At 48.0% G+C, this 21,553-nt stretch carries 20 protein-coding genes and 1 tRNA gene; 15 read left to right on the top strand and 6 right to left on the bottom strand.

Going from position 1 to position 21,553, the window contains the following annotated elements; translation table 11 throughout:
- Positions 1–275 precede the first annotated feature (275 nt).
- Positions 276–851 carry a c-type cytochrome gene (locus tag AMD24_RS00240; protein WP_062100149.1) on the top strand — a complete coding sequence of 192 codons (576 nt, stop codon included), beginning with the start codon at positions 276–278 and terminating at the stop codon, positions 849–851.
- Positions 852–1,381: 530 nt separating this feature from the next.
- Here AMD24_RS00240 and AMD24_RS00235 read toward each other — a convergent pair.
- From AMD24_RS00235 to AMD24_RS00215, 5 genes are all read right to left on the bottom strand, one after another.
- Positions 1,382–1,453: transfer RNA gene (locus AMD24_RS00235), tRNA-Val, on the bottom strand.
- Between the two features lie 123 nt (positions 1,454–1,576).
- Positions 1,577–2,011 (bottom strand): DUF420 domain-containing protein, encoded by a 435-nt coding sequence (locus AMD24_RS00230; protein ID WP_082382971.1) that lies wholly within the window; start codon positions 2,009–2,011, stop codon positions 1,577–1,579.
- Between the two features lie 4 nt (positions 2,012–2,015).
- Entirely contained in the window at positions 2,016–2,639 is a 624-nt protein-coding gene (locus AMD24_RS00225) for an SCO family protein (protein ID WP_062100147.1), read from the bottom strand.
- A gap of 63 nt (positions 2,640–2,702) precedes the next feature.
- Positions 2,703–3,596, bottom strand: a complete 894-nt coding sequence (cyoE, locus tag AMD24_RS00220; RefSeq protein ID WP_062100146.1) for a heme o synthase — start codon at positions 3,594–3,596, stop codon at positions 2,703–2,705.
- A 3-nt stretch (positions 3,597–3,599) separates the two neighbouring features.
- On the bottom strand, positions 3,600–4,598 hold the full coding sequence (locus AMD24_RS00215; protein WP_062100145.1) for a COX15/CtaA family protein: 999 nt from the start codon (positions 4,596–4,598) through the stop codon (positions 3,600–3,602).
- An 895-nt stretch (positions 4,599–5,493) separates the two neighbouring features.
- On the opposite strand from AMD24_RS00215, the gene folP (AMD24_RS00205) reads away from it, so the two are divergent.
- The 8 genes from folP (AMD24_RS00205) to AMD24_RS00175 all read left to right on the top strand — a co-directional run bounded on the left by folP (AMD24_RS00205) (position 5,494) and on the right by AMD24_RS00175 (position 11,988).
- Positions 5,494–6,459, top strand: a complete 966-nt coding sequence (gene folP / locus AMD24_RS00205; protein ID WP_235503189.1) for a dihydropteroate synthase — start codon at positions 5,494–5,496, stop codon at positions 6,457–6,459.
- 666 nt (positions 6,460–7,125) lie between these two features.
- Positions 7,126–7,272, top strand: a complete 147-nt coding sequence (locus tag AMD24_RS04470; RefSeq protein ID WP_082382970.1) for an RNA recognition motif domain-containing protein — start codon at positions 7,126–7,128, stop codon at positions 7,270–7,272.
- Between the two features lie 84 nt (positions 7,273–7,356).
- Positions 7,357–8,304 (top strand): tRNA (adenosine(37)-N6)-dimethylallyltransferase MiaA, encoded by a 948-nt coding sequence (gene miaA, locus AMD24_RS00195; protein ID WP_082382969.1) that lies wholly within the window; start codon positions 7,357–7,359, stop codon positions 8,302–8,304.
- A 147-nt stretch (positions 8,305–8,451) separates the two neighbouring features.
- Entirely contained in the window at positions 8,452–9,723 is a 1,272-nt protein-coding gene (hflX, locus tag AMD24_RS00190; RefSeq protein WP_062100141.1) for a GTPase HflX, read from the top strand.
- Between the two features lie 314 nt (positions 9,724–10,037).
- Positions 10,038–10,514: a TraR/DksA family transcriptional regulator gene (locus tag AMD24_RS00185; RefSeq protein ID WP_235503188.1), complete on the top strand. Its 477-nt coding sequence runs from the start codon at positions 10,038–10,040 to the stop codon at positions 10,512–10,514.
- A gap of 21 nt (positions 10,515–10,535) precedes the next feature.
- Positions 10,536–10,709 carry a 50S ribosomal protein L33 gene (gene rpmG, locus AMD24_RS04330; protein WP_082382968.1) on the top strand — a complete coding sequence of 58 codons (174 nt, stop codon included), beginning with the start codon at positions 10,536–10,538 and terminating at the stop codon, positions 10,707–10,709.
- Between the two features lie 59 nt (positions 10,710–10,768).
- Complete coding sequence (gene rpsR, locus AMD24_RS00180; protein WP_062100139.1) at positions 10,769–10,954, top strand: 30S ribosomal protein S18; 186 nt, start codon at positions 10,769–10,771, stop codon at positions 10,952–10,954.
- Between the two features lie 137 nt (positions 10,955–11,091).
- Positions 11,092–11,988, top strand: a complete 897-nt coding sequence (locus tag AMD24_RS00175; protein ID WP_062100138.1) for a prephenate dehydratase — start codon at positions 11,092–11,094, stop codon at positions 11,986–11,988.
- Positions 11,989–12,343: 355 nt separating this feature from the next.
- Here the strand turns inward: AMD24_RS00175 and AMD24_RS00170 are convergent, their stop codons facing one another.
- On the bottom strand, positions 12,344–13,729 hold the full coding sequence (locus AMD24_RS00170; RefSeq protein ID WP_062100137.1) for an Nramp family divalent metal transporter: 1,386 nt from the start codon (positions 13,727–13,729) through the stop codon (positions 12,344–12,346).
- A gap of 612 nt (positions 13,730–14,341) precedes the next feature.
- Between AMD24_RS00170 and icd the strand changes: the two genes are divergently transcribed.
- The 6 genes from icd to folP (AMD24_RS00135) all read left to right on the top strand — a co-directional run bounded on the left by icd (position 14,342) and on the right by folP (AMD24_RS00135) (position 21,546).
- Positions 14,342–15,646, top strand: a complete 1,305-nt coding sequence (icd, locus tag AMD24_RS00160) for an isocitrate dehydrogenase (NADP(+)) (protein ID WP_062100820.1) — start codon at positions 14,342–14,344, stop codon at positions 15,644–15,646.
- 28 nt (positions 15,647–15,674) lie between these two features.
- Positions 15,675–16,832: a PD40 domain-containing protein gene (locus AMD24_RS00155; RefSeq protein WP_062100135.1), complete on the top strand. Its 1,158-nt coding sequence runs from the start codon at positions 15,675–15,677 to the stop codon at positions 16,830–16,832.
- A gap of 42 nt (positions 16,833–16,874) precedes the next feature.
- A complete protein-coding gene (locus tag AMD24_RS00150) occupies positions 16,875–17,387 on the top strand; it encodes an OmpA family protein (protein WP_062100134.1) in 513 nt (170 codons plus the stop codon).
- Positions 17,388–17,581: 194 nt separating this feature from the next.
- Positions 17,582–18,731 (top strand): peptide chain release factor 2 gene (gene prfB / locus AMD24_RS00145; RefSeq protein WP_148565153.1). Its coding sequence is split into 2 segments (ribosomal slippage): positions 17,582–17,641 and positions 17,643–18,731, totalling 1,149 coding nucleotides; the frame shifts between segments, so codons are not numbered across the junction.
- A gap of 685 nt (positions 18,732–19,416) precedes the next feature.
- Complete coding sequence (hisD, locus tag AMD24_RS00140; RefSeq protein ID WP_062100132.1) at positions 19,417–20,709, top strand: histidinol dehydrogenase; 1,293 nt, start codon at positions 19,417–19,419, stop codon at positions 20,707–20,709.
- Positions 20,710–21,546, top strand: a complete 837-nt coding sequence (folP, locus tag AMD24_RS00135; RefSeq protein ID WP_062100131.1) for a dihydropteroate synthase — start codon at positions 20,710–20,712, stop codon at positions 21,544–21,546.
- Positions 21,547–21,553: the final 7 nt, after the last annotated feature.

The following is a 21,553-nucleotide window of genomic DNA, read 5'->3' as shown; positions in this document are numbered from 1 at the left end:
AAGATAGGAAAAGGAACTTCCGCTGTTGTCGTTGGGAGGAATGTACCTGTATCTTATGGAACGGGAAGTTCTGCGCTGCGTGGCACTTTGTCGCATACCATTGGATCTTCTTACACGCCGTGGATGGTCTGATTTCTTGATGAGAGAGTTTCAGACGGGGAGCGTACTCGCGTGGCTGTTTACCCAGGATGATTCATATTCCTCAGAGGGGGACTATATTGTCCATAGCTAGCTAAGGAAGTCTCTATCTCTATCTTTCAAACTGCATTGCATAAGTGAAGCCTTCTCTCAATAATGGCCTACTTAGGAGTCCGTTCCTATGGCTTGCTGGTGGGGGAATACTTTTGTTTTTTTCGACAGTGCTGGTGCTCTTCCCCTCTAGTACTAGACTATACACTGGTATCTCCGGTGTTTCTCTGCACAACGGAGATTCTGAAAGGAAGAAACTAGGCCGCTACATTTTCAGAACAAATTGCTTGATCTGCCATCAAGCTAGTGGGCAAGGCTCTCTTTCTCTGTATCCGCCACTAGCCAAAAGTGAGTGGGTTCTTGCACGAGGTTCTCATTCTAAGGAACATCTAATCTTAATCCTTCTCCATGGACTGCAGGGGCCCATTGTGGTGCGAGGTAGCGTCTATGACGGGTATATGTCCGGATGGAGTCACTTGTCCGATAGTGAGATCGCGGCCGTCCTCTCCTATATCCGTACGGAGTGGGATAATTTAGCCACGCCTATTACTTCACAGATGGTGGCAACAGTTCGAAAGAATGTGCCGCGCACTCGACCCTGGACGTGGAATGAGTTACGGGCAGGCCATCCAGATGGGAAACGCAACGTAAAGGAGGAATGAGTGGGATAATAATGGTTAACAACCCGCTACTAGCCTCTCTTATCTCTCAATAAAGGGGTTGCTGTCTCTATAAGGCTCTATGGCTCTGTCAGCATCGATTTGCCATTACATTCTTTCCATTTTATGTAAAGGGGAGGGAAGCGATGGTTGGTGCGTTATTGGTTTTTTCACAGTTCTCGTGAGGGGGTATTGCATAAATTTATCGGCAGTCACATCGATGTGAGTGAAGCGTGCTGGTTGGCCACACTCTCCTTAGCCTTAAGGGTTTCCGTCTCAACTTTTGCATAAGCCTCCTTGGGATACTCAGCAATTATGCCGGCCCCTGGAATAGGAGCGGAGGTCAGCAGTTGCTGGGCGGAACATCTCCCTGGGGCTATCTGAGATCAGCCCGGAAGAGTTCTAGTCATTGAGCGGAGCGATTCCAGGTCCTCTTAAAAAGGTCACTTTGGCCAACATAAAACTCACTGAGTGCCGTAAAAGATAAACTCCACAAGGAAAACAGACCCATGGTCTGTCATGGATAAACCAATTGCGCGGTACAGGACTCGAACCTGTGACCACTACCGTGTCAAGGTAGCACTCTACCGCTGAGCTAACCGCGCTTTTGCTAAAACATCATGCAATGCTAAAATCGGATCGTGCCATCCACTATTAATTTAGTAGACCCTGAAAAGTGCCTAGAAAAGAGGGGGATTTTTTGGAAAAAGATAATTCTTCATAGTGGATTAACTACCTGTAGAAGGCAACCATCGGTAGAGTGTCATATAGACAAGAACACCAGTTACAGAAACATACAGCCAGATTGGTAAAGTCCACTTGGCAATATAACGGTGCCTATCAAAGCGAGAATAAATTGCTGGTATTAGTGTTAGAATAACCAATGGAGGGACACTAAATGCTAGTACCACGTGAGAGGTCAGCAGGGTAAAGTAAGCAAGTCGTATGATGCCTGTAGCGGTAAAACGTGTGATTGCCTGCGTATTGAAATGGTAAACAAGATAGAAAATAAGAAACACGATGGAAGTGACAGTGGCCATAAGCATACTAATGATGTGTAGTCTCTTATGTTTGAGAGAGATAAACCACCACCCAACTATAATGAACACACTACTAAGAAAGTTAAGGCAGGCATTAATAGCAGGTAGTCTCTGAATATTCACAGAATTAGTTCACAGCGAATTCTTGTTCTAACCCGTAAATATCCCTAACAATTTGGGTAATTACCTGTGGATTTGTGCCATCATGGATCGCACGAATTTGCCCGTGAGGATCAACAAGGACCAGTTGGGTAGAATGGATAGCCCCCCCTGACTGGGAACCGCGAACAACAGCTTGATACATGCCACTTACCACAAGTGCCTCTACTTTTTCCCTTGGGCCAGTGAGAAAGATCCACCTTTTGGGGTCCGCATGAAAATTCTCTGCATATCTGGACAGGACCATTGGCGTATCGTAGTCCGGATCCACCGTGATACTTACTAGTTTTGCCCGACTCCCCTCTCTGAGGATCTTGCTCAGTTTGGCCATATGAGTGGTAATGATGGGGCATGGTCCCCGGCAGCGCGTAAAAACAAAGGCTGCAACCCAAATATTTCCCCTTAGATCCTTTAGAGTAACCATCTTTCCCTCCTGGTTCAAGAGTTGAAACTCTGGTACACCTCCGTAGTGGTCTAAGACTTTCTTCTGGCTAGATAGAAAGGTGTGACGGAGCCCCATGTAGGCTACACCCACAACAATTAGTAACCAGAAGAGGTAGGAAGGCTTGTAAAGCACAACAGCACTTTTCATGGGGTTCCAAAGTCTAGTGGTGAGACCAAAATTTGCTAGCTTCGATTATCCTCTTTAGTGCCTTTATCTTCTTGTGACCAATAGGGCCCCGAGGAGTAACGGAAGGTAGAAGATAGAGGAAATAAACAGAGCACGGGCATTGGCATAAGAGCGTTCCTGCATAAATTTTGATGATTGGACAACTAGCCAACTGCCTAAAGACAGCGCAGGCAGGAGATAAAATATGGTGTTAAGACCTGCTGCAACGGGAAGAAGCGAGACTATCAGGAGGAGGATAGTATAAACCAGTGCCTGAAAAGAAGTAGCTATGCCAGAGTCATCCCTTTTGGATAGCATGACAAATCCTGCCCTAGCATATTGACGGCGATACATCCAGGCTACAGCAAGAAAATGAGGCACCTGCCAGAGCCATAATGTAGTAAAGAGGAAATACCCCTCTATTCCAATTTGGCCACGCACTGCTGCGCAGCCGATTAAAGGAGGAAGTGCCCCAGATACAGCTCCCACCAGAGTGTTTAAAGAAGTAGTCCGCTTTAGTGGAGTGTAAAGAAAAAGGTAGCTAGCTATAGTAAAAATTGTAAGAGTTGCACACAGTCTATTCACAAATAGAAGTAGAATGAAGATGCCGGTGAGAGAGCTTAAGATCCCTCCCGTAAGAGCCCCAGAAGGGCAGAACCGTCCTCCTGGCAACGGCCGATTGCGAGTACGTTCCATACAAGCATCCCAGTCTTGTTCTAACCACTGATTTAGCGCAGTAGCTCCACCAGCGCTCAAGGCGGTGCCAACAAGTGTAATGAACAGTGTCCTATAGGAAAATAAGACGTCACGTCGCCCCATCAAAAATCCCACAAGGGTGGTATGAAGAACTAAGAGGCACAAGCGAGTCTTGACTAGCAAATTAAGGTCACAGGCAATCTCCCACCATTTCACCGAGCCGATGAGGACAGATCGCAACATACGTCAGGGCTCACTTAGCAGCCTAATAGGACTATCGACAGCGCAAAATAACCGGAACGTTAATTGCACTCCTAAAAAAAAGGCTAGCGCCCCAATGCTCACGTGTGCTGTAGCAATATCTGCTGCCTTGTTTGACCAGATTATCCACATCCCGAGCCCTATTTGGATACCGACTAAAAGCATCCAGATTTTTCCCCATTGGTTAAGTGGGTGGGTATGGCGAGCCAGCCATGCAAACACGACTACTCCTGCAAACGTAAGGGCAGCAAGAGCTCGATGCGCCATCTGAAGAGCAATCTGAGCTGCACTGGTAGCTGCCTGACCATGCACTGCACGCACATTATTAATTCGAGCAACAGAAGCAGAGTCTAGCGGTGGCCACCATTTTCCATAAGCGGTGGGAAAGTCTGGAATGGAAAGCCCAGTGTGGGTGTGACGCATACCAGCGGCTACTGTTAGCTGGGCAAAAATTACCCCTGTTACTATCATAGCCACCCACTTCAGTTCCTTGACAACGCGAAAACTGGTATACTCCCCCGAGAGAAATGGGGCGCTTGTTACCACTACTAGGATACCTAAAAGACCTAGGAAGGATTGTGCGACCATCCCATGAAGAGTGCCTATTAAGTTCGCGTTTAAGGTAACCCGAAGCCCTCCTAGTATTCCTTGAAAAATTACACTGATACAAGATAGGATGGCTATAATGTGGACCCAGCGGCGCTTTTCCACAACCAGAACACAGGCCGTCAACAAGAAGGTGAGTAGTCCAACTGCTGAGGCGAGAAGCCGATGGGTGTGTTCATACAGTACCCCCCCCGTCCACCGAGAGATGGGAAATAAAAACATGTTGTATCCATAGGTAGTCGGCCAATCTGGGACAGACATTCCTACGCCTTTAGAAGTAACTAGTCCACCGCTACAAATCAGCACAAAAGTACAAACTGTTGCTACGCTTGCGAAGAGGTGCAAACAACGATTCTTTGAAGCAGAGATGGAGTTCATCTAGTCAATAGCATTCCTGCAGGGTGTAAGAGGCTTCGCTAGGAAATCCCTCGCGGGCGGGGCAAAGCATCTGCATCGGAGTAGCACATCCCACACACACCATGATGGTACTATATGATAAAGCCGCAGAGGGATCAAAATTAATGGAATAGTTGCCGCAACTTTTTGCCCAATCGATATTGCTTCTTCCATCAGCAAAGCGGGGTAACTTTATTTACTACAGCGGACTTTGTAGTTATTCCCTAACAATGGAAAATGGAGTAAATTGTGCATGCGGTTGGCTTCCTTGCTTCCAAGTAAGATCAATTTCAGTAGTGTGGGGAGAAAATGAATTTCGCCGTTCTCGCTTTGAAGAAGAATCTATGGGATGGTAACTTGGTTAAAGTTCGACAGGAGCCTCCCCAAATGGGACCCAGCTCCATCTGGAAACGGACTCTGTTAGGAGGAAGTGGGTACAGCATAGGTAATCCTTGGCTTCTAAAGGCGACGAGGGAAATTATTGTTTGATAAACTCTCCCTACGGTGAGACCACCTGTTGTTTTCCCGGTCCTCCTCTAAGAAGGGGCAAAAGGGGGCTCTCTTGTTGGGTGGGACCGGTGGCTCTCAAGAGTTGCGAGTATGCACTACTATCGGTGAAGGCTTATAGGGTAGCGACATTGTGGGACAACAGAATTAACCCTCGGCAGATTGAGAACGGGAATTCTTACAGTGTTAATCTTCCCCTGGCTCTTCAGCCAATGCCTCTTTTGTCAAAAAGATGGGCAAAAGGAAGCTGAGATTCCCCCATCTGTTTAAAATGATGTCAAGGAGCTCTCCTTCCTGTATACTACCAGATGGCCATTGTACTTGTTTGATCAAAAAAGAAAAGTGTCGGAGTTGTTATTTATATCTACTTTTGTCAGAAATTGCTCCCGTTTTACCTTCCCCAGAAGGAATTGAGCTCTGGCCTAGTGAGGAGGATGAAAAAATTACTGCGGAGAGCAAGAAGATGGGAAGAGAGTTTCTACTCGAGGCGCGAGGAGCTAGGATTTGCTGGAGTGGATGCCCGTTGGTTATGGGCATAGTCAACTTAAGCAGTGACTCGTTTTCCGGCGATGGTTTATCCGAACCCACCTTGGCTCTCCATTATGCCCAGAAAATAGTTGCCCAAGGAGCAGATATCGTGGACATCGGAGGGGAAAGTGCTCGTACCAATCGGGCCCCAATTAGCGAGGAGGAAGAAATTCGAAGGATGATGCCCTTCGTAGAAGGCTTTAGCGAAGTAGTGGCCAACAGTAGTGGCCATTCTCCGCTACCCCTCCTGTCCATTAACACCTGGCGTCCTAATGTAGCGCGAGCCATTTTGAACTGCGGGGGACATATTCTTAATGACGTAGGTGGCCTTACTACAGGGAAAAACGCGTCTGTTTGTGCTGAGACGGGAGCTGCACTAGTAATTATGCATTCTAGAGGAGCGCCAAAAGTTTCTCATAGACATGTTCACTACTCTGATATCATGCGCACCTTGCAGAGTTTTTTTTTAAAAAAAATTCGTATGGCAGAACAGTCAGGTGTCAAAAGGAATAGTCTGCTTCTAGATCCTGGAATTGATTTTGCAAAACAGAGGAACGACAATTTGACCATCTACCGGAAGCTAAGAATGCTCAGCAGTTTTTTCCCTCTTCCTCTACTGCTTCCGGTTTCCCGTAAGAGCGTCATTGGAGAGGTATTAGGGCTTAGCAAGCCATGTCGGCGGGACGCCGGTACAGTTTCTTGCGTAGTGGCAGGCTTACTACGGGGAGCCGCCATTTTTCGGGTTCACAATGTGAGAGCTGCAGTCCATACCATCCGAACTATCTATCCTATGCTGACTGAATGCTAAGGGTTAGCCATCCGTAATGGCATTCGATACTATAGAACTATCAGTGGTTTGAAATTGAAAGCGAACGAGATTCGTTATGCTCAACAGGTAGCTCCCCTGCTAAAAGGGATGGCATTTTCCTCTGTTTTGTGCAGCGCCCTCCTGCCCCTGTGTCACAATTCTCCCGCCTGGCAACAAAAGAACTTGATCAAAGTAAGCCAACCAGTTCTGAGATCTAGCTTCGGCTATTGCCGTCCGTGGTAGCCTTTGCTACCTCTAAATATCGCCAGTCCCTATGGGATGGTGGGGATCTTCTGTCCCCTCGAAAACCACAGCAGAGTTGCGTTGGTAGCAAAACCGCCCGCCTTGTTTCTTCAAAAGGTTACCTTACCCTTCTCGTTGTTCCATAAAGCGCTCCTTTCTTCACTCTTCCCATCGAGGTAACCATCGCCGGCGCCATGATTCCGATTGTAAAAGAAAAAAGTAAGGCCGCTCCCCACACAGGGATATAGAGATTGGAAGGGGAATTGCAAAGGGAACTTCGCTGTGGCAGAATGCCGCGGATCTTTTTTTTGGAAAAAAAGGAGATCGAGGAAAGCTGTCTCGGTCCAGTGTAAAGTATATGAATCCCGACACCCACTTTTTGGTTTAGGAACTAGGATTGAGAAGTGACTTCTCCACGTGTCTATGAGCAGTCTATCCTTTGAAACCACAGAGGGTGATCTGTTTGAGCTATTCAACAGGATCGGCAATGTTTGGAATGTGGAAGTAGTTTGCAGCCGCCAGACCTATCGCTCGAAGGGGTTTTTGCATTTGTCCAGATGCAAACGGTAGAAAGAGACACGTCGGGCAGTTGCTGAACTGCATAAGAGGAACACATGGAGTGAAACTAATAATTATTAGCGGAGCCAAAAATTAGTGGAGCCAAAACAACCGAAGAACGACGTTAGACTATATAGCTCACTTCCACAACCGATCTTCCTAGCCGGTCCGACTGGAGTAGGAAAATCAGCACTCGCCGTGGAATTAGCGCGTAGGATCCGGGGTGAGATTATTGGAGCAGATGCCTTTCAGGTCTATTCTGGACTATCTATTTTGACTGCCCAACCGGATCAAACATTATTGGAACAAGTTCCTCACCACTTAATAGGCCATATATCTGCTGAGGAGGACTATCACGCCTGGCGTTATAGATCAGAAGCCTGTGAAAAGATCACAGATATCCTTCAACGTGGCAGAACACCGATAGTAGTCGGAGGAACAGGATTGTACTTTCGGGCTTTGATCCAGGGTTTGGATCCTATTCCAGCAAGCAATTTAGTCCTACGCAGTGAACTGGAGCAGTTATCCCTTGAGATGTTGCTGGAGCGCCTTGACAAGGCAGATCCACATGCAAACAAAAGGGTTGACATACGTAACAGAAGACGAGTTCTTCGAGCAGTGGAAATTTGCGAGCTTTCTGGCAAGCCCTTGGAAAGCTTTCGCACTAAAAGCCGACGGGTTATTGCTACCCGGGCTTTTGTGCTTGTACGCGCACGGGAAGAGTTGTACAGGAACATTGTGGGCCGTGTCCACCATATGTGGGAGCGGGGCGTGGTCAGAGAGGTAGGAGGAATGCGCGGTCAAATAGGAAGAACGGCCTCACAGGCAATTGGATTACGCGAGATTATCGCGTGGCTCAGCGGAGAGTCGAACGAGGTGCAATGTCGGGGCGCAATTTGCGCGGTGACGTATCGGTGCGCAAGAAGGCAGTTGGCGTGGTTCAAAAGTTGGACCACCTTCACTCCGCTGTGCCTGTCTCAAGGCAATAGCATGCGTGCTGTGGTGGAAAGAATTGCCGCTGAGACCAAAACATTTGGTACCTAGGTCCAGGAGTCATTGAGGCAAGCTTGGGTTGTCTATCCCACTCTAGCCCTCTAGGGTGGGGAGCAACCATGGACCTTTTACTAAAAAGGTAGAAAGATGCGTAGGTTATCGTAACATGACAATGGAAAAGCTAGTCTAGTTTGCGTTGTGTATCTCACTTCTTCTTCCCATCGAGAGAGGGCTTTACTAGTAGGGTCGTGTAGGGGGAGTGCACTATGGGACATTGCAGAATCGTTGGACGAGCTTTGTCAATTAGCATCTAGCGCCGGCATACAGGTTGTAGAAACCTGTATACAGCGATTAGAAAGACCGACAGCCCCGTTCTATATAGGGAAAGGAAAGGCTAGAGAGATTGCTCAACAATGTAGTAAAAAGCAGGCTTCTTCCATTATTTTTGACGACGAACTCTCCCCAGCCCAGGGAAGAAACCTAGAGTACATTACTAATTGTAAAGTTCTGGATCGCACGCAGCTTATCCTAGATATTTTTGCCCAACGAGCACGCACCCGCGAAGGGTGTCTTCAAATTGAGCTTGCACAATTACAGTATCTCCTCCCCAGACTGACGCGTATGTGGTTGCACCTTTCTAGACAAACTGGAGGTATCGGTACACGAGGGCCAGGTGAAACGCAACTGGAAGCAGACCGTCGGCGTGTTCAGGAACGCATCGCCAAACTAGAAAGGGAGCTCGCTGCTGTACGCAAGAACCGCTTCATTCAGCGAGGAGGGAGGTTGAAAAAAAATTGGCCCGTCGCAGCACTCATTGGATATACAAACGCCGGCAAATCTTCCTTGTTTAACCGACTCACTGGATCTGAAGTTATTACGGAAGACAAACTCTTTGCTACCCTCGATCCAACTACACGTCAAGTTCTCCTTCCAAGCCGGCAAAAAGTTTTGCTGATAGACACCGTAGGTTTCATTCGTAAACTTCCCTACACGTTGATTGACGCCTTTAAGGCCACGCTGGAGGAAACACAATTAGCAGACCTTCTGATTCACGTAGTAGATCTTAGCCACCCGGGGTACTACGAACAAATGGCAGCGGTCGACTCGACCATCAAAGAGCTAGGAGTGGGTGGGAAGCAGGTTGTCCTTGTTTTCAACAAGGTAGATTGCGTACGCAACCCGGAGCTTATCCAGACGCAGTTAAGGCGTTATCCAGGCAGTGTGGCGGTTTCAGCCTATACTGGAATAGGGATTGACGCTTTTCTCCAACAGTTGGAGATGGACTTAAGCACCTGGCGATTAAAAGTAGAATACCAAATTCCCCTTGCTGAGTCCGCCCTCCTTGCCGAACTCCACCGGGGTGGATGTGTAAGTTCTGCTTATTACAAAGACGAGTTTGCTTTGGTGACTGCTTATATCTCGCCAGCGCTGAGGCAACGGTTTCTATCTTTCGAAGTTACCCACCAATAGACAGCAGAAGGCTCCCTGCCTGTAGTGTGCTTCAATACTCCTTCCTTTAGTCCATCAGCTATTCGGGTCGTTGCCTCCACCATTCATGTAGATCGAGGGAGGGTGTAAAAGCTGGTTTTCTGAGAAAAGAAAGCATTTTGCTTGCTAGAGGATGTTTCTAGAGTTAGCGTGGACTTGTATTCTGATGCTAAATGGCTACACCCAAAGACAGGTCTTACACGGAGGAAAAGGGTTCTGGAGTTCTGGCAGGGCGGTCGGTTCCCTCTAGCGCCACTTCACCTGCCTTGTCCGGACTCAGCCCATCTGGGGGTGCCGTGGCAAAGGAAAAGATACAGTTCCTCCGTCATCAGCGCGAGCGCCTTTTGACTCTAAAGGATACCCTACTGGATTCTATGCGGGGTGTCGGAAGAGATAGCTTGCGTTCCCGTGCAGAGGGTAGCGAAGCCTCTGCGTTTGGGATGCATCAGGCAGATGCTGGTAGTGATGCCTACGACCGTGACTTTTCCTTAAGCCTGCTTTCCCAGGAGCAAGATTCTCTTTATGAAATTGACCAGGCGCTCAAGCGCATAGAGAACGGCACCTATGGTCTCTGCGAGATGTGTGGGAAGACGATCCCTCAGATCCGTCTAGAGGCTCTCCCCTTCGCTCGTTATACGATTGAATGTCAGTCTGAGCTCGAGAGGCGTGGTCGGTCGCAGCGGGTACGTCAACCTGTTTCTTCTTTGTTCGGACTAGTTGATGAAGAGGGCAACGAGGTAGAGGAAGAAGAGTCCGCTGACAATAAGGAGTGAGAGAAGCTCTTAAGTATTCCCGTGGCTCAAGAAATTATCACGCTAGAATGTACTGAGGCCGCAGCTGGTGGAAGGCCTGTGTCGCGGTATGTTACCACTAGAAATAAGAAAAGTCCCCGTACCCAGGGACGACTCGAAAAGAGGAAGTACAACCCCTACCTTAGGAGGCATACCCTTCACCGTGAAATCAAGTGAGCTTCATGCAACCCAGAGACGCTAGACGGCGTTCCAATTTCCGGAAAGCCAACCGCTCGATGCCACGAAGGAGGATTGATGTTGCTGCTAGTGCTATCGATTACAAAAATCCAGATCTTCTTAAGCGCTTCGTCACGGAAAGTGGAAAGATTCTTCCCCGTCGTACGACTGGGATGCCTGCTCGTTTGCACCGTAAAATCACTCGACAGATTAAACGTGCCCGTGCAGTTTTGTTAATGAAGTAAAATTCTTCGATAGAAGCTCGTTTCTCCTCTTGTTCACCCCTTCTTCGCTCAAGAGAGGGGGCTCCGAGGTCTCCGTCTAAACCAAAGGGGGAGGATTTTGTGCGGAGGTACTTTTTGTCCTGGGAGGAAATATCTTTATGGCAGAGGGTATTGGCCCATCTATCGTGTATCTAGGCCCCGTGGGGACCTTCTCTCACCTGGTGGCATTACGCCGTTTCGGAGAGAACACCAGGCTGATTGCCAAACCTAATATCTCTGCTATTTTCGACTTCTTAGTGAATCACCCAGAGGCTTGCGCAGTGGTTCCAATCGAAAATTCTTCTGGGGGAGCAATTTATGATACGGTAGATATGCTTCTAGCCAAGGTTGGGGCCGTCCACATTCTGGAAGATTTATCTTTAGATGTGCAGCTTGCACTTCTTGGGCATAATGGAGAGAGAATACGCCGTATATATTCGCACTTTGTTCCCATTCGGCATCATAAGGAATGGCTGGCTACTAACTTTCCTAGTGCTCGTGTCGTCTCCGTTGAGAGTACAGCCTTTGCAGCAGCTAAGGCGAGTACTTCACGTAATGCGGCAGCGCTCGCCGCCCCTGGTGTGGCATCCCTCTACCACTTGGACATTCTTCAATTTCCTATCCAACCAGGAGGGGTAAATGTGACTAGGTTTTTTGTCATAGGTCGTCCAGGCAAATGGGGATTTCTTGCTGCATCAAGACGATGGAAAACTTCGTCGACATTTCAGCTGAAAAATGTCTGCGGCAGTCTATACTTCTTCCTGGAACCGTTTTCGCGTCGTGCTGTTAACCTGTGTATGATTATTTCCCATCCACTAGTTGGAAAACCAGAGAGTTATGTTTTCCTCATAGAGGTAGACGGATCTGTAGCAGATCTTTCTGTAAAAGCGGCGCTCGAGGAAGCCTCTCAGTGGTGTGAGAAGTTCGTCTTCTTAGGTTCCTATCCCAGCCGCCGCCGTTACAACTCTTCGCCGGGAAATTGCAGTCTTCCCAGAGGGCTGGTTTCTACCAGATAGAAGTGAGAAGTGTTTAGGAGGGCTGAGTCCAAACATACTTCAGATACAACCCGGGATCTTCTGGGCCATGACTCGTGGAATTGCTGCCTTAGAGTCGAGACTAGGAGGCCACTATCACCGGTACCTACCTGTTGTGTGCAAGCAGACACTCCTTTGTTATTTTTTGCAAGGGCTGGGCTTGCACTGTAGTGCGGCAATTGGGTTAGGATAAGTTGCTGCTTGGACGTTGCTAGTAGTCTCCCCGCGTGTGAAAAGATCGAAAGGCAAGGGGGTATGTAGGGTCCCAGACCCTATCACCTAGCCAACCTTTTCAGCGTTATAGGGAAAGTGGCCAAAAGGGGGCGAGCATTTTTTCTTAGAGGGAGAAACTCTTTGTTCCAAACCCGTTCCGAAGGGTTCCTACTAAAAGCCAGCCATTCAGAGCCACAATAAGGATAGCAAGAGTCCAAGAAAGAAGGCTTAGGCCTGAGGTATTGACGAAATTCCCCATCCTGCTTCGGTCGCTAGTAAAGAAGACCAGTGGGATCACTACAAAACTTAATTGCAAGCTTAGAATGACTTGACTCAAGATCAGAAGACGAGCGGTGGTATCTTCTCCGGCAATAACGGTGACAAATACAGCCGGAAGGATTGCTAGGAGCCGTGTAATTAGGCGGCGTAGACTGGGATGAATGCGCAGATTAAGAAACCCTTCCATTACGATTTGACCTGCCAAGGTGCCTGTTAGCGTAGAGTTTTGTCCTGAAGCTAGTAGAGCTAAAGCAAATAGAAAGCTTGCAACTCCGGTACCCAATAGTGGGCTAAGAAGCTTATAAGCATCCTGAATTTCAGCGACTTCAAAATATCCTCCTTTATAGAAGACAGCTGCAGAGACGACAAGTATAGCCGCATTGATGAAGAGCGCGCACATAAGCGCGAGCGTAGAATCCAGCGTAGCATAGAAAATGGCCTGCTTCCGTCCTTCCTTAGTTGGCCCAAAGTTACGCGTCTGACAAATGGCTGAGTGGAGGTAGAGGTTGTGCGGCATTACCGTTGCGCCTAAGATGCCCATCGCTGTATAGAGCATGTTTGGATTCTGCAGAATCTCCATCGAAGGCACACAGCTAGAAAGCATCTGCTCCAGGTCCGGGTGGCTTAGGATAATTTCGACGAGGAAGCTTCCTCCAACGACAAGAATGAGCACTAGTACCAATACCTCAATAAGGCGGAATCCCTTATTTTGCAGGAAAAGAATGAACAAAACATCCATGGCCGTGATGCACGTACCATACACCAAAGGAAGGCCAAAAAGAAGATTTAGGGCAATGGCAGATCCAATTACTTCGGCCAAGTCACAGGCAGTGATAGCAATTTCACATGTGATCCACAGAACTATATTTACTCCCGGAGTAAAGCAGTCACGGCATGCCTGAGCTAGATCTCTTCCAGTAGCAATTCCTAGCTTCAGCGCAAGGTACTGTAAAACGATCCCCGCAAAGCTAGAAAGGACAACTACGGGGAGAAGGGTATAGTTGAATTGCGCTCCGCCAGCCAGGCTAGTTGCCCAGTTACCTGGATCCATATAACCCACTGCTACCAAATAACCTGGCCCAGAGAATGCCAAAAGCTTGCGACAAAATCCAAAGAACCCCTGTCCTTCTTGCGGTACATGGACACTTCGGAAAACTTCTGGCAAGGAGGGATTCCCTGCAGTTCTTTGCCACTCTGATCTAGATGAATCGGTAGGCTGTGAGTCGCTCAAATTGCTCAATTCTGAATAGAGTAGGATTAATGTCGTCTTTCACTCTGGAGTAAGTGCTAGAAAATGACGAGATTGTTCAATTTTCGCATCTACTAGTCTCCTTGTACAGGCCAGACAAGTTCGTTGCACTAACGACACACGCAATAGCTATAGGGTAAGGCGCATACGTCAGCAACATGTAAGAAGAGAGTGAAGATCACTTTGGGTTGCCTGTCGTTCAACTCTCAATGGCTGGCATGTGCTAAACTTTATATCGTTCGGTTTTTCTTTCCCCAATGGGAGAAGTCATGCTATGGCGCGTGGGCAACGTGTCAGAGCAGTCATTTGTCGCCCTGTGTGTCAGGATGGTTTGACCTTGATTTTCTCCCATACATTTGCTCGTATTCCTCCTGTTGCGCTGCCCTGGGATAGGTTGGGTGTGGGTGAAAGCCGGCATGCCTGGGCCACACTTTGTACTCAGCACCGCTGTCCGTCACTACATCGCGGTTTTGCCTTGGCAGACAGCGTCTTTCTGATAGTTGATTCCTTTCCCTTGGCCCGCTGGGCGAGATAGTGTACCGAGAAGGAGCGGATATCCGGGCTTTTTTAGTGCTGGAATGGCTCATAAAATTTATGACTTGCAAAGCGTTTATTGCATCACAAGGTAGCAAGATCACCGTTTCTCGGGGGAAACTTGTTGTGCCTGACTGTCCTATTATTCCCTTTATCCGCGGGGATGGAAGTGGACCGGATATATGGGCCGCTAGCGAGCGTGTATTTAATGCAGCAGTGGAGAAAGCTTATAACGGCAAACGCAGGGTTGCCTGGTTAGAGGTTTGTGCTGGAAAAACAGCTAGGGAAAAATTTGGCGACTGGCTTCCCAAAGAGACGGTTGCAGCGTTTCAAGAATATCTTGTAGGTATTAAGGGGCCACTTTCCACACCCGTAGGAGAAGGCATTTCTTCACTCAACGTCGCCCTTCGCCAAATGTTAGACCTCTACGTTTGTCTGCGTCCCGTGCGGCACTTTTCTAAAGTGCCTTCTCCAGTCAAGTATCCAGAAAAAGTGGATGTGGTCATTTTCCGTGAAAACACGGAAGACATTTATGCAGGTATTGAATTTAAAGCCGGTACCGCTGAAGCTAATTCTGTGTGTAGGTTTCTGAAATCTGAGTTCCCCACTTTTTTTGAAAAGATCCGCTTTGGATCTAAGGAACGAGGGTTAGAATGGGCTAGGGTTGCAGGGTTGCCTTCCGATCTTTATAAGGAAACAGAAGTGGGTATCGGCGTAAAACCGGTTAGTCGAGCAGGTACCGAGCGTCTTGTGCGTGCTGCTATTCAATATGCTGTTGATGAGAATCGTCGTAGTGTCACTCTCATTCATAAGGGGAACATCATGAAGTTTACAGAGGGCGCTTTTCGGAAGTGGGCCTATGATCTGGCCAGGCGGGAATTTGGGGCCATAGGGATAGAAGGGAGTTCTTGGTGTCGATTACCTAATGGAACTGTAATTAAGGATGTTATTGCCGATATTGCCCTGCAACAAGTGCTTACACGTCCGGAAGAGTTTGACGTTATAGCTACCCTAAATCTGAATGGAGATTATCTTTCGGATGCACTAGCTGCGCAGGTGGGTGGCATTGGCATTGCGCCAGGTGGCAATATTAATTATGTGACAGGCCACGCAATTTTTGAGGCGACCCACGGCACTTCCCCCAAGTATGCAGACTTAGATCGAGTTAATCCAGGATCCGTTATCCTTTCTGGTGAAATGATGTTCCGTTACTTGGGGTGGCATGAGGTTGCTGATGCTTTAGTTAAAGGACTTAATGCTGCTATTGATACTAGGCGAGTAACTTATGATTTTGCCCGTTTGATGGAAGATGCTTCTGAAATCAGGTGTTCTGAGTTTGGGGACAATATCATTTCCCACTTGTAGTGGGAAAAACTAACAGAGAGCTTCATCGATGAAAAATCTTGGTGGCCTCCTCCTCTCTTATCTTATTGTAAGTGCTGCCGTTGCTGAGGAGATTCCAACCATTACTATTTATAATAGTGATCGCATTCCCCTGGTAATGTCGCAGATTATCGGTGCTAATGGCACTGCTGTTACTCACGTTTTGCGAAATGATCTGGATCTCAGTGGATGGTTTGCTTTTCTTGGAAAAGAAAAGGCATCATACACTGTGTCCGGTACGATATCTGGAGGATCTTTACTAGGCCGGTTAACAGACGTCTCAGGCAGGTGTATTCTATCCAAGAACTATAGGAATAATTTTCGGATGATGGCTCATCTCTTCGCGGATGATGTTGTGCAGATCTTGACAGGTAAAAAAGGAGTGGCTTCCAAGCGTGTGGCATTCGTTTCTGCAAGAACTGGTAAGAAAGAAATCTATCTTTGCGACTACGATGGTGGTACGCCGGAGCAGGTGACGCATGATCGTAACCTGAGTGTTAGGCCTACGCTAAGTCCCGGAGGGAATCGGTTGGCTTATACGGGTTACTTGAGCGGGTATGCGGATATTTACTTGGTAAATCTCCTCTCTGGTGCTCGCTATCGCTTGGTAAGGTTTCCGGGTACCAACTCAGGGGCGGCGTTTTCCCCAGACAGCAACCGTATTGCCTGTACGGTAAGCAGAGACGGAAGACCGGAAATTTACGTGGTAGACATGTTGGAAAAAAAAGTATCTCGGATCACCCATACTTGGCATGGGGTAGCATCTTCACCGACGTGGTCTGCAGATGGTCATGAAATTGTTTATGTTGGAGATGAGACTGGTGGGCCACAATTGTATCGGGTAAGAGTAAACGGCAGGAATGATGAGATGGCCGAGCATGTTCGCACGGGCTTTGGCTATTGCACAGAGCCAAATTGGTCCCCAGATGGGCGTAAGATAGCATTCAATGTTTGGTCTTGCGGTAGTCTTACTGTAGCGATAAAGGATCTGGTGGCAGGAGATACCAGGTTACTAGCACGGGGGGAAAACCCCACTTGGGGAGCAGATTCAAGACACTTGATCTTTACAGATGGTAATTCTCTTATTCTGCTTGACTCCCAAACTGGCCGCACCACATATGTCCTTCGGGGGTATGAGAAGATTTCTGAGCCTTATTGGGGACGGTGAGTGTGGGACTTGTGCTCCGGTGCAAGAAGGAGCAACTTGTTTATGAAGATTATGAGGAGGTGCATCCTTTCTTTTGCGTTTGTGGTAGCTGTCGGAATGGGTTTTTCTGCCTGTCGTGCAAAAAGGGAGCGGTATGCTGGAGTCGATGGAGACTTTATTAACACCGTTCCATTACCTGATCGCGTAGAGGGAGGAGACTTCTTTGGGAGCAGTGTCAAGCGGGGTCAGTATCAGCCTGTTTATTTTTCCTTTGATAGCTTTGCGCTCAGCGGAGCGGAGCAAGGTAAAGTAAGGGATATTGCTGCTTCTATAAGAGGGTCGCATAGCAAGATGCTTATTGTTGCGGGTTTTACAGATTCATGGGGTACTGAGGAGTATAATCGGGCTTTGGGGGAGCGGCGTGCGAATACGGTACGTCAGGCTCTGATTAGCTCAGGGGTGAGGGCCGATCGTTTACAAACTGTCAGTTTTGGTGAGGAGATGCCCATAGATTCAAGGGATAATGAGACTGCATGGGCTAAAAATCGGCGTGTGGAAATTGGGGCGCTCTACTAGTTAGGAGTTTGTAGTGATTGGCAGGTGATAGTTCTCACAGAGAGAACATGAATGAGATAACAGAAGCATTTTCTGGGGGGCAGATAGGCCAGCAATAGGATGTTTTTACTCTCTACGTATAAAAGTATAACATGCCGGCTGTGAGCTCAGTCTTGTCTGGTAGCTGTTTTGGTTTTGCGCTACAAAAGTAGCTAATGATTACAGACCTCCAACTGGTAGATACCTCCAAACTCGACGGACGCTTGGCCGAGCTGTGGAGGTCTCTTTGATTTATCCACAATTTCCCGATGTCTAGCGGAACTGGAGATCGAGATGGCGTCTCAGTCTTTCTGGAAAGATCGTGCAAGGGCTGAAAGTATCGTCCACAAGGCATCCGAGTTGCGTTCCAAGCTAAGCCCGTTTCATGTATTGCAAAAGAAGCTGGAAGAGCTGGAAATACTTAAAAAGATCGCCATCGAGGAGCCCTCTCAAAGGTTGCGTGCTGCTATAGTAGCGGAGATAGATTCTGAGTATCAACGGTTGGTAAAAGAGCTTTCGCGTTTCGAATTAATCCAATTCTTTTCCGGAGAGTTTGACAGAAACTCAGCGTTTCTTACCATTCATGCGGGGGCTGGAGGAATGGAGTCTTGTGATTGGGCACGCATGCTCATACGAATGTACGCCCGTTGGATAGAGCGTAATCCTCTTATGAAGTATGAAGAGGTAAGCTTTCAGGAAGCAGAGGGGGGCGTTAAATATGCTACTCTACGGGTTTTTGGAGAATATGCATACGGCTATCTTCGGCAAGAGCGTGGGGTGCATCGCCTGGTGCGTATATCCCCTTTTGATGCAAACAAACGTCGCCACACCTCCTTTGCAAGCGTCGACGTAGTACCCGAAATTGAAGAAGTTCCTATCCACTTGGAAGAGCGTGACCTGAAAATTGATACCTACCGCAGTAGTGGTAAGGGGGGGCAAAATGTAAATAAAGTAGAAACTGCTGTAAGAATTACCCATTCCCCTTCAGGCATAGTCGTGTCTTGCCAAAATGAACGCAGTCAGCTGAAAAACCGCCATACAGCCTTGAAGTTACTTAAGGCCAAACTCTATCAAATTGAGGTAGAGAGGAAACGGGATGAGAGAAATACTCAATCTAGAGAAAAGGGGACCATCGCTTGGGGGAATCAGATCCGTTCTTACATCTTTCAGCCATATCGATTGGTAAAGGATCTAAGAACTGGAGTTCAGGCTACTGATGTCCATGAGGTCATGGACGGCGGTATTCAATCTTTCATTGAAGGACATCTGTTACAGGGATTAACCTGCACAAAGAGTCAGCCGGGTTCCAAAAGGAGAAGCCTGTAGTGCTTTCCTATATACCTAGTTAAGCCTTGCGCTGCTGTTGGAGCCAGTTTGACAAGCGAGTTGCGATGTAAGTAAACAACCCACGAGGCTGTCTTTGTCGGTTCGTGGCCCGTGGAGATTCGCATCCTTACCAAGGTGCAAATACACGGCAACCCTCCTCTAGATAGCATGGAGAGCTGGCGAGGAAGTTGATAAAGTTTCTTTGCCGGACTAGTTCTAACTAGGCCTGGGTAGTTCCCATACTGAACTTTCCTTTTGATAGTGCTTCAAACTAGAAGAAGTTCTTTGCGCATCTCGTGCCAGCCTTACACTGTAGCTGTGATAGATAGTTAGGAGCTTCGCTTCTTATCTAGTTACCTACTGACTCTACAGCTTGAAGATTTCTTTCTTGCATTCTTGGTCAGGAATGTTGACAACCAGCTGGGTGTCTGCCATTGATGGTTGGTTTTCATAACGCTGCGCGCCCTCCTTAGCTCTTCTCCCATATGAAAATGTGTGGCTGTTTTTTCCAGTCGAGGGGGTGCGGTAGTACGTCCCTTCCGAAGCGTGTGGCAGCAGAGTATTGCGATGCAACAGCGCCTCCCCTGTGGGGGGGATACGCGCTGTGCAGAGTAGCACTAACTCCCGTGCTGGTTACCGTTATCGGCGATCCAACGACCGTTACACAACGCAATATCCGTGTCAGATGAAGATTTTGCGGCACACTGATAGTAATTTCGGTGAGCAGCTCAGTGTGCTCAATCGCACTTTGCAGCCAGTGCGTAAAGTGCAATCTTGCGTACACAAAATTATTCAAGACGTAAGAAAGCGTGGCGATTTGGCTCTTCTGCACTACACAAAAAAATTTAGTGGGGTGGAACTAGAGGCGTCGCAGTTGCGTGTAGACAAACAAGAGATTGCTTCTGCAGTTGCTACTCTCCTTCCCTCCGCACGTCGTGCTATTTTAGCAGCACGTACCAATCTTTTGAAATTTGCAAGGAGGACTCTGCGGAAAAATTGGTCCTCCAGAAATACGCAAGGAGCTATGATAGGAGAGCGTTTTGATCCTTTGGATCGTGTTGGTATTTACGTACCGGGAGGGACAGCGCCTCTGATATCCTCAGCGGTGATGACATGTACATTAGCTATGGCCGCTGGTGTGCAGGAGATCGTGGTGGTTACCCCCAGTAGAGCGGATGGTTCTCTTAGCTCATCCCTTTTAGCAGCGCTTTCTCTTTGCGGCGCTACTGAGATTTACCGTATAGGGGGAGCCCAGGCAATTGCTGCTCTGGCCTATGGGACAAAAACTATTGCATCAGTACGAAAAGTTTTTGGTCCTGGTAATCCATATGTGGTGGAAGCAAAACGGCAAGTCTTTGGATGGACAGCTGTGGACTTACTGCCTGGACCGAGCGAAGTATTGGTGATTGCAGACGCTTCAGCTCATCCAGACTGGATTGCTGCAGATCTTCTGGCGCAATCCGAACATGGTTCGGGGAGCGTGGCTATACTGCTTACAGATTCTCCCCAACTACTGAACAAGGTCCATAAATCCTTTAAGGAACAAGTGAAGCTCTGTTCCCGTAAGACTCAATTAAGAGATTCTCTAAAAAATGCACGCCTCATCCTTTGCAAAGGAATGGGCCAGTGTATTCAAATGGCTAACGGATTTTCTAGTGAGCACGTCTCTATAGCAACCTGTAATCCTGAGGAAGTTGCTAGGCAATTAGTAGCTGCTGGTGCAATTTTTCTTGGAGGTATCTCTCCTATAGCCGCGGGAGATTTTCTGGCAGGCCTGAGCCACGAATTGCCCACCGGAGGAGCAGGGAAATCCTTTTCAGGATTAACAGCTGACCAGTTTCAGAGGCGCACCAGCATCTTACGCTTTGACGAGGACTCCCTACGGAGGAGCTTGCCCTTCATCGATACCCTTTGTCAGGTTGAAGGCCTAGACGCACACGCGTACTCTACTTTTGTGCGACTTCCCAGAAAGAAGTGAATGATTTGGCGTGCCCGGAAAAAGAATATAGATCTCTCTCGGCAAGGACTTATCCTGGGCATTCTCAATGTAACACCTGACTCCTTTTCGGACGGAGGCCAACATGTTGGTGGAGAAGCTGCTGTTCTCCACGGAATGAAGTTGATAGAGGAAGGGGCGGATATCATAGATATCGGCGGTGAGTCCACTCGTCCTGGTGCCCTACCTATCTCCACTGCAGAAGAATTAGCTCGTGTGTTGCCGGTTGTACAAGCATTACGCCGGAAGAGTGATATTCTGCTCTCCGTCGACACCTATAAGGCAGAGACAGCCCATTGCTGCTTAGAAGAGGGAGCGGATATCATCAACGATATAACAGCTCTTCGTGGAGATCCAAAAATGCTTTCCGTAGCAGCAGAGACAAAGGCTGGTCTAGTGCTGATGCATATGCAGGGTACCCCTCACACCATGCAACAAAAGCCTCACTACACAAGTGTATCTACAGAAGTCCGGGATTTCCTCCTTCGAAGAGCACAGATAGCAACGTCCTCCGGAGTGGATCCTGTGAGTATAGCACTTGATCCTGGAATTGGATTTGGAAAAAACTTTTCTCACAATAGGGAGCTCCTTAGTGCTCTCTCGGTTTTGACTGGAGGAGAGTATCCAGTACTTGTCGGAGTCTCTCGCAAGAGTTTTCTCTCAGTAACTTCTGGTGCTCGGTCCGTGGAAAGCCGATTTTGGCCTGGGGTAGCCCTAACAAGTTTTTGTAGGGAAAAAGGTGTCCGCCTGTTTCGAGTACATGAGCCTGCACCTCATCGTGAGGCTCTTAAAATGACAGAAGCCATCTTACTTCCCTAAGATTTAT

Origin of the sequence: Candidatus Xiphinematobacter sp. Idaho Grape (genome assembly GCF_001318295.1) — a bacterium.
GTDB lineage: Bacteria > Verrucomicrobiota > Verrucomicrobiia > Chthoniobacterales > Xiphinematobacteraceae > Xiphinematobacter.
The sequence above is the reverse complement of the archived record's forward strand: the minus strand, read 5'-3'. Positions and strand labels throughout refer to the sequence as shown.

Bases quoted from the DNA above. Each gene is read 5' to 3' on its own strand.
- AMD24_RS00225 (WP_062100147.1), bottom strand. From the start codon at position 2,639: ATGAAAAGTGCTGTTGTGCTTTACAAGCCTTCCTACCTCTTCTGGTTA.
- cyoE (WP_062100146.1), bottom strand. From the start codon at position 3,596: ATGTTGCGATCTGTCCTCATCGGCTCGGTGAAATGGTGGGAGATTGCC.
- AMD24_RS00215 (WP_062100145.1), bottom strand. From the start codon at position 4,598: ATGAACTCCATCTCTGCTTCAAAGAATCGTTGTTTGCACCTCTTCGCA.
- AMD24_RS04470 (WP_082382970.1), top strand. From the start codon at position 7,126: ATGAGCAGTCTATCCTTTGAAACCACAGAGGGTGATCTGTTTGAGCTA.
- rpsR (WP_062100139.1), top strand. From the start codon at position 10,769: ATGCCACGAAGGAGGATTGATGTTGCTGCTAGTGCTATCGATTACAAA.
- AMD24_RS00175 (WP_062100138.1), top strand. From the start codon at position 11,092: ATGGCAGAGGGTATTGGCCCATCTATCGTGTATCTAGGCCCCGTGGGG.
- icd (WP_062100820.1), top strand. From the start codon at position 14,342: ATGACTTGCAAAGCGTTTATTGCATCACAAGGTAGCAAGATCACCGTT.
- AMD24_RS00155 (WP_062100135.1), top strand. From the start codon at position 15,675: ATGAAAAATCTTGGTGGCCTCCTCCTCTCTTATCTTATTGTAAGTGCT.
- AMD24_RS00150 (WP_062100134.1), top strand. From the start codon at position 16,875: ATGAAGATTATGAGGAGGTGCATCCTTTCTTTTGCGTTTGTGGTAGCT.
- hisD (WP_062100132.1), top strand. From the start codon at position 19,417: ATGAAGATTTTGCGGCACACTGATAGTAATTTCGGTGAGCAGCTCAGT.
- folP (WP_062100131.1), top strand. From the start codon at position 20,710: ATGATTTGGCGTGCCCGGAAAAAGAATATAGATCTCTCTCGGCAAGGA.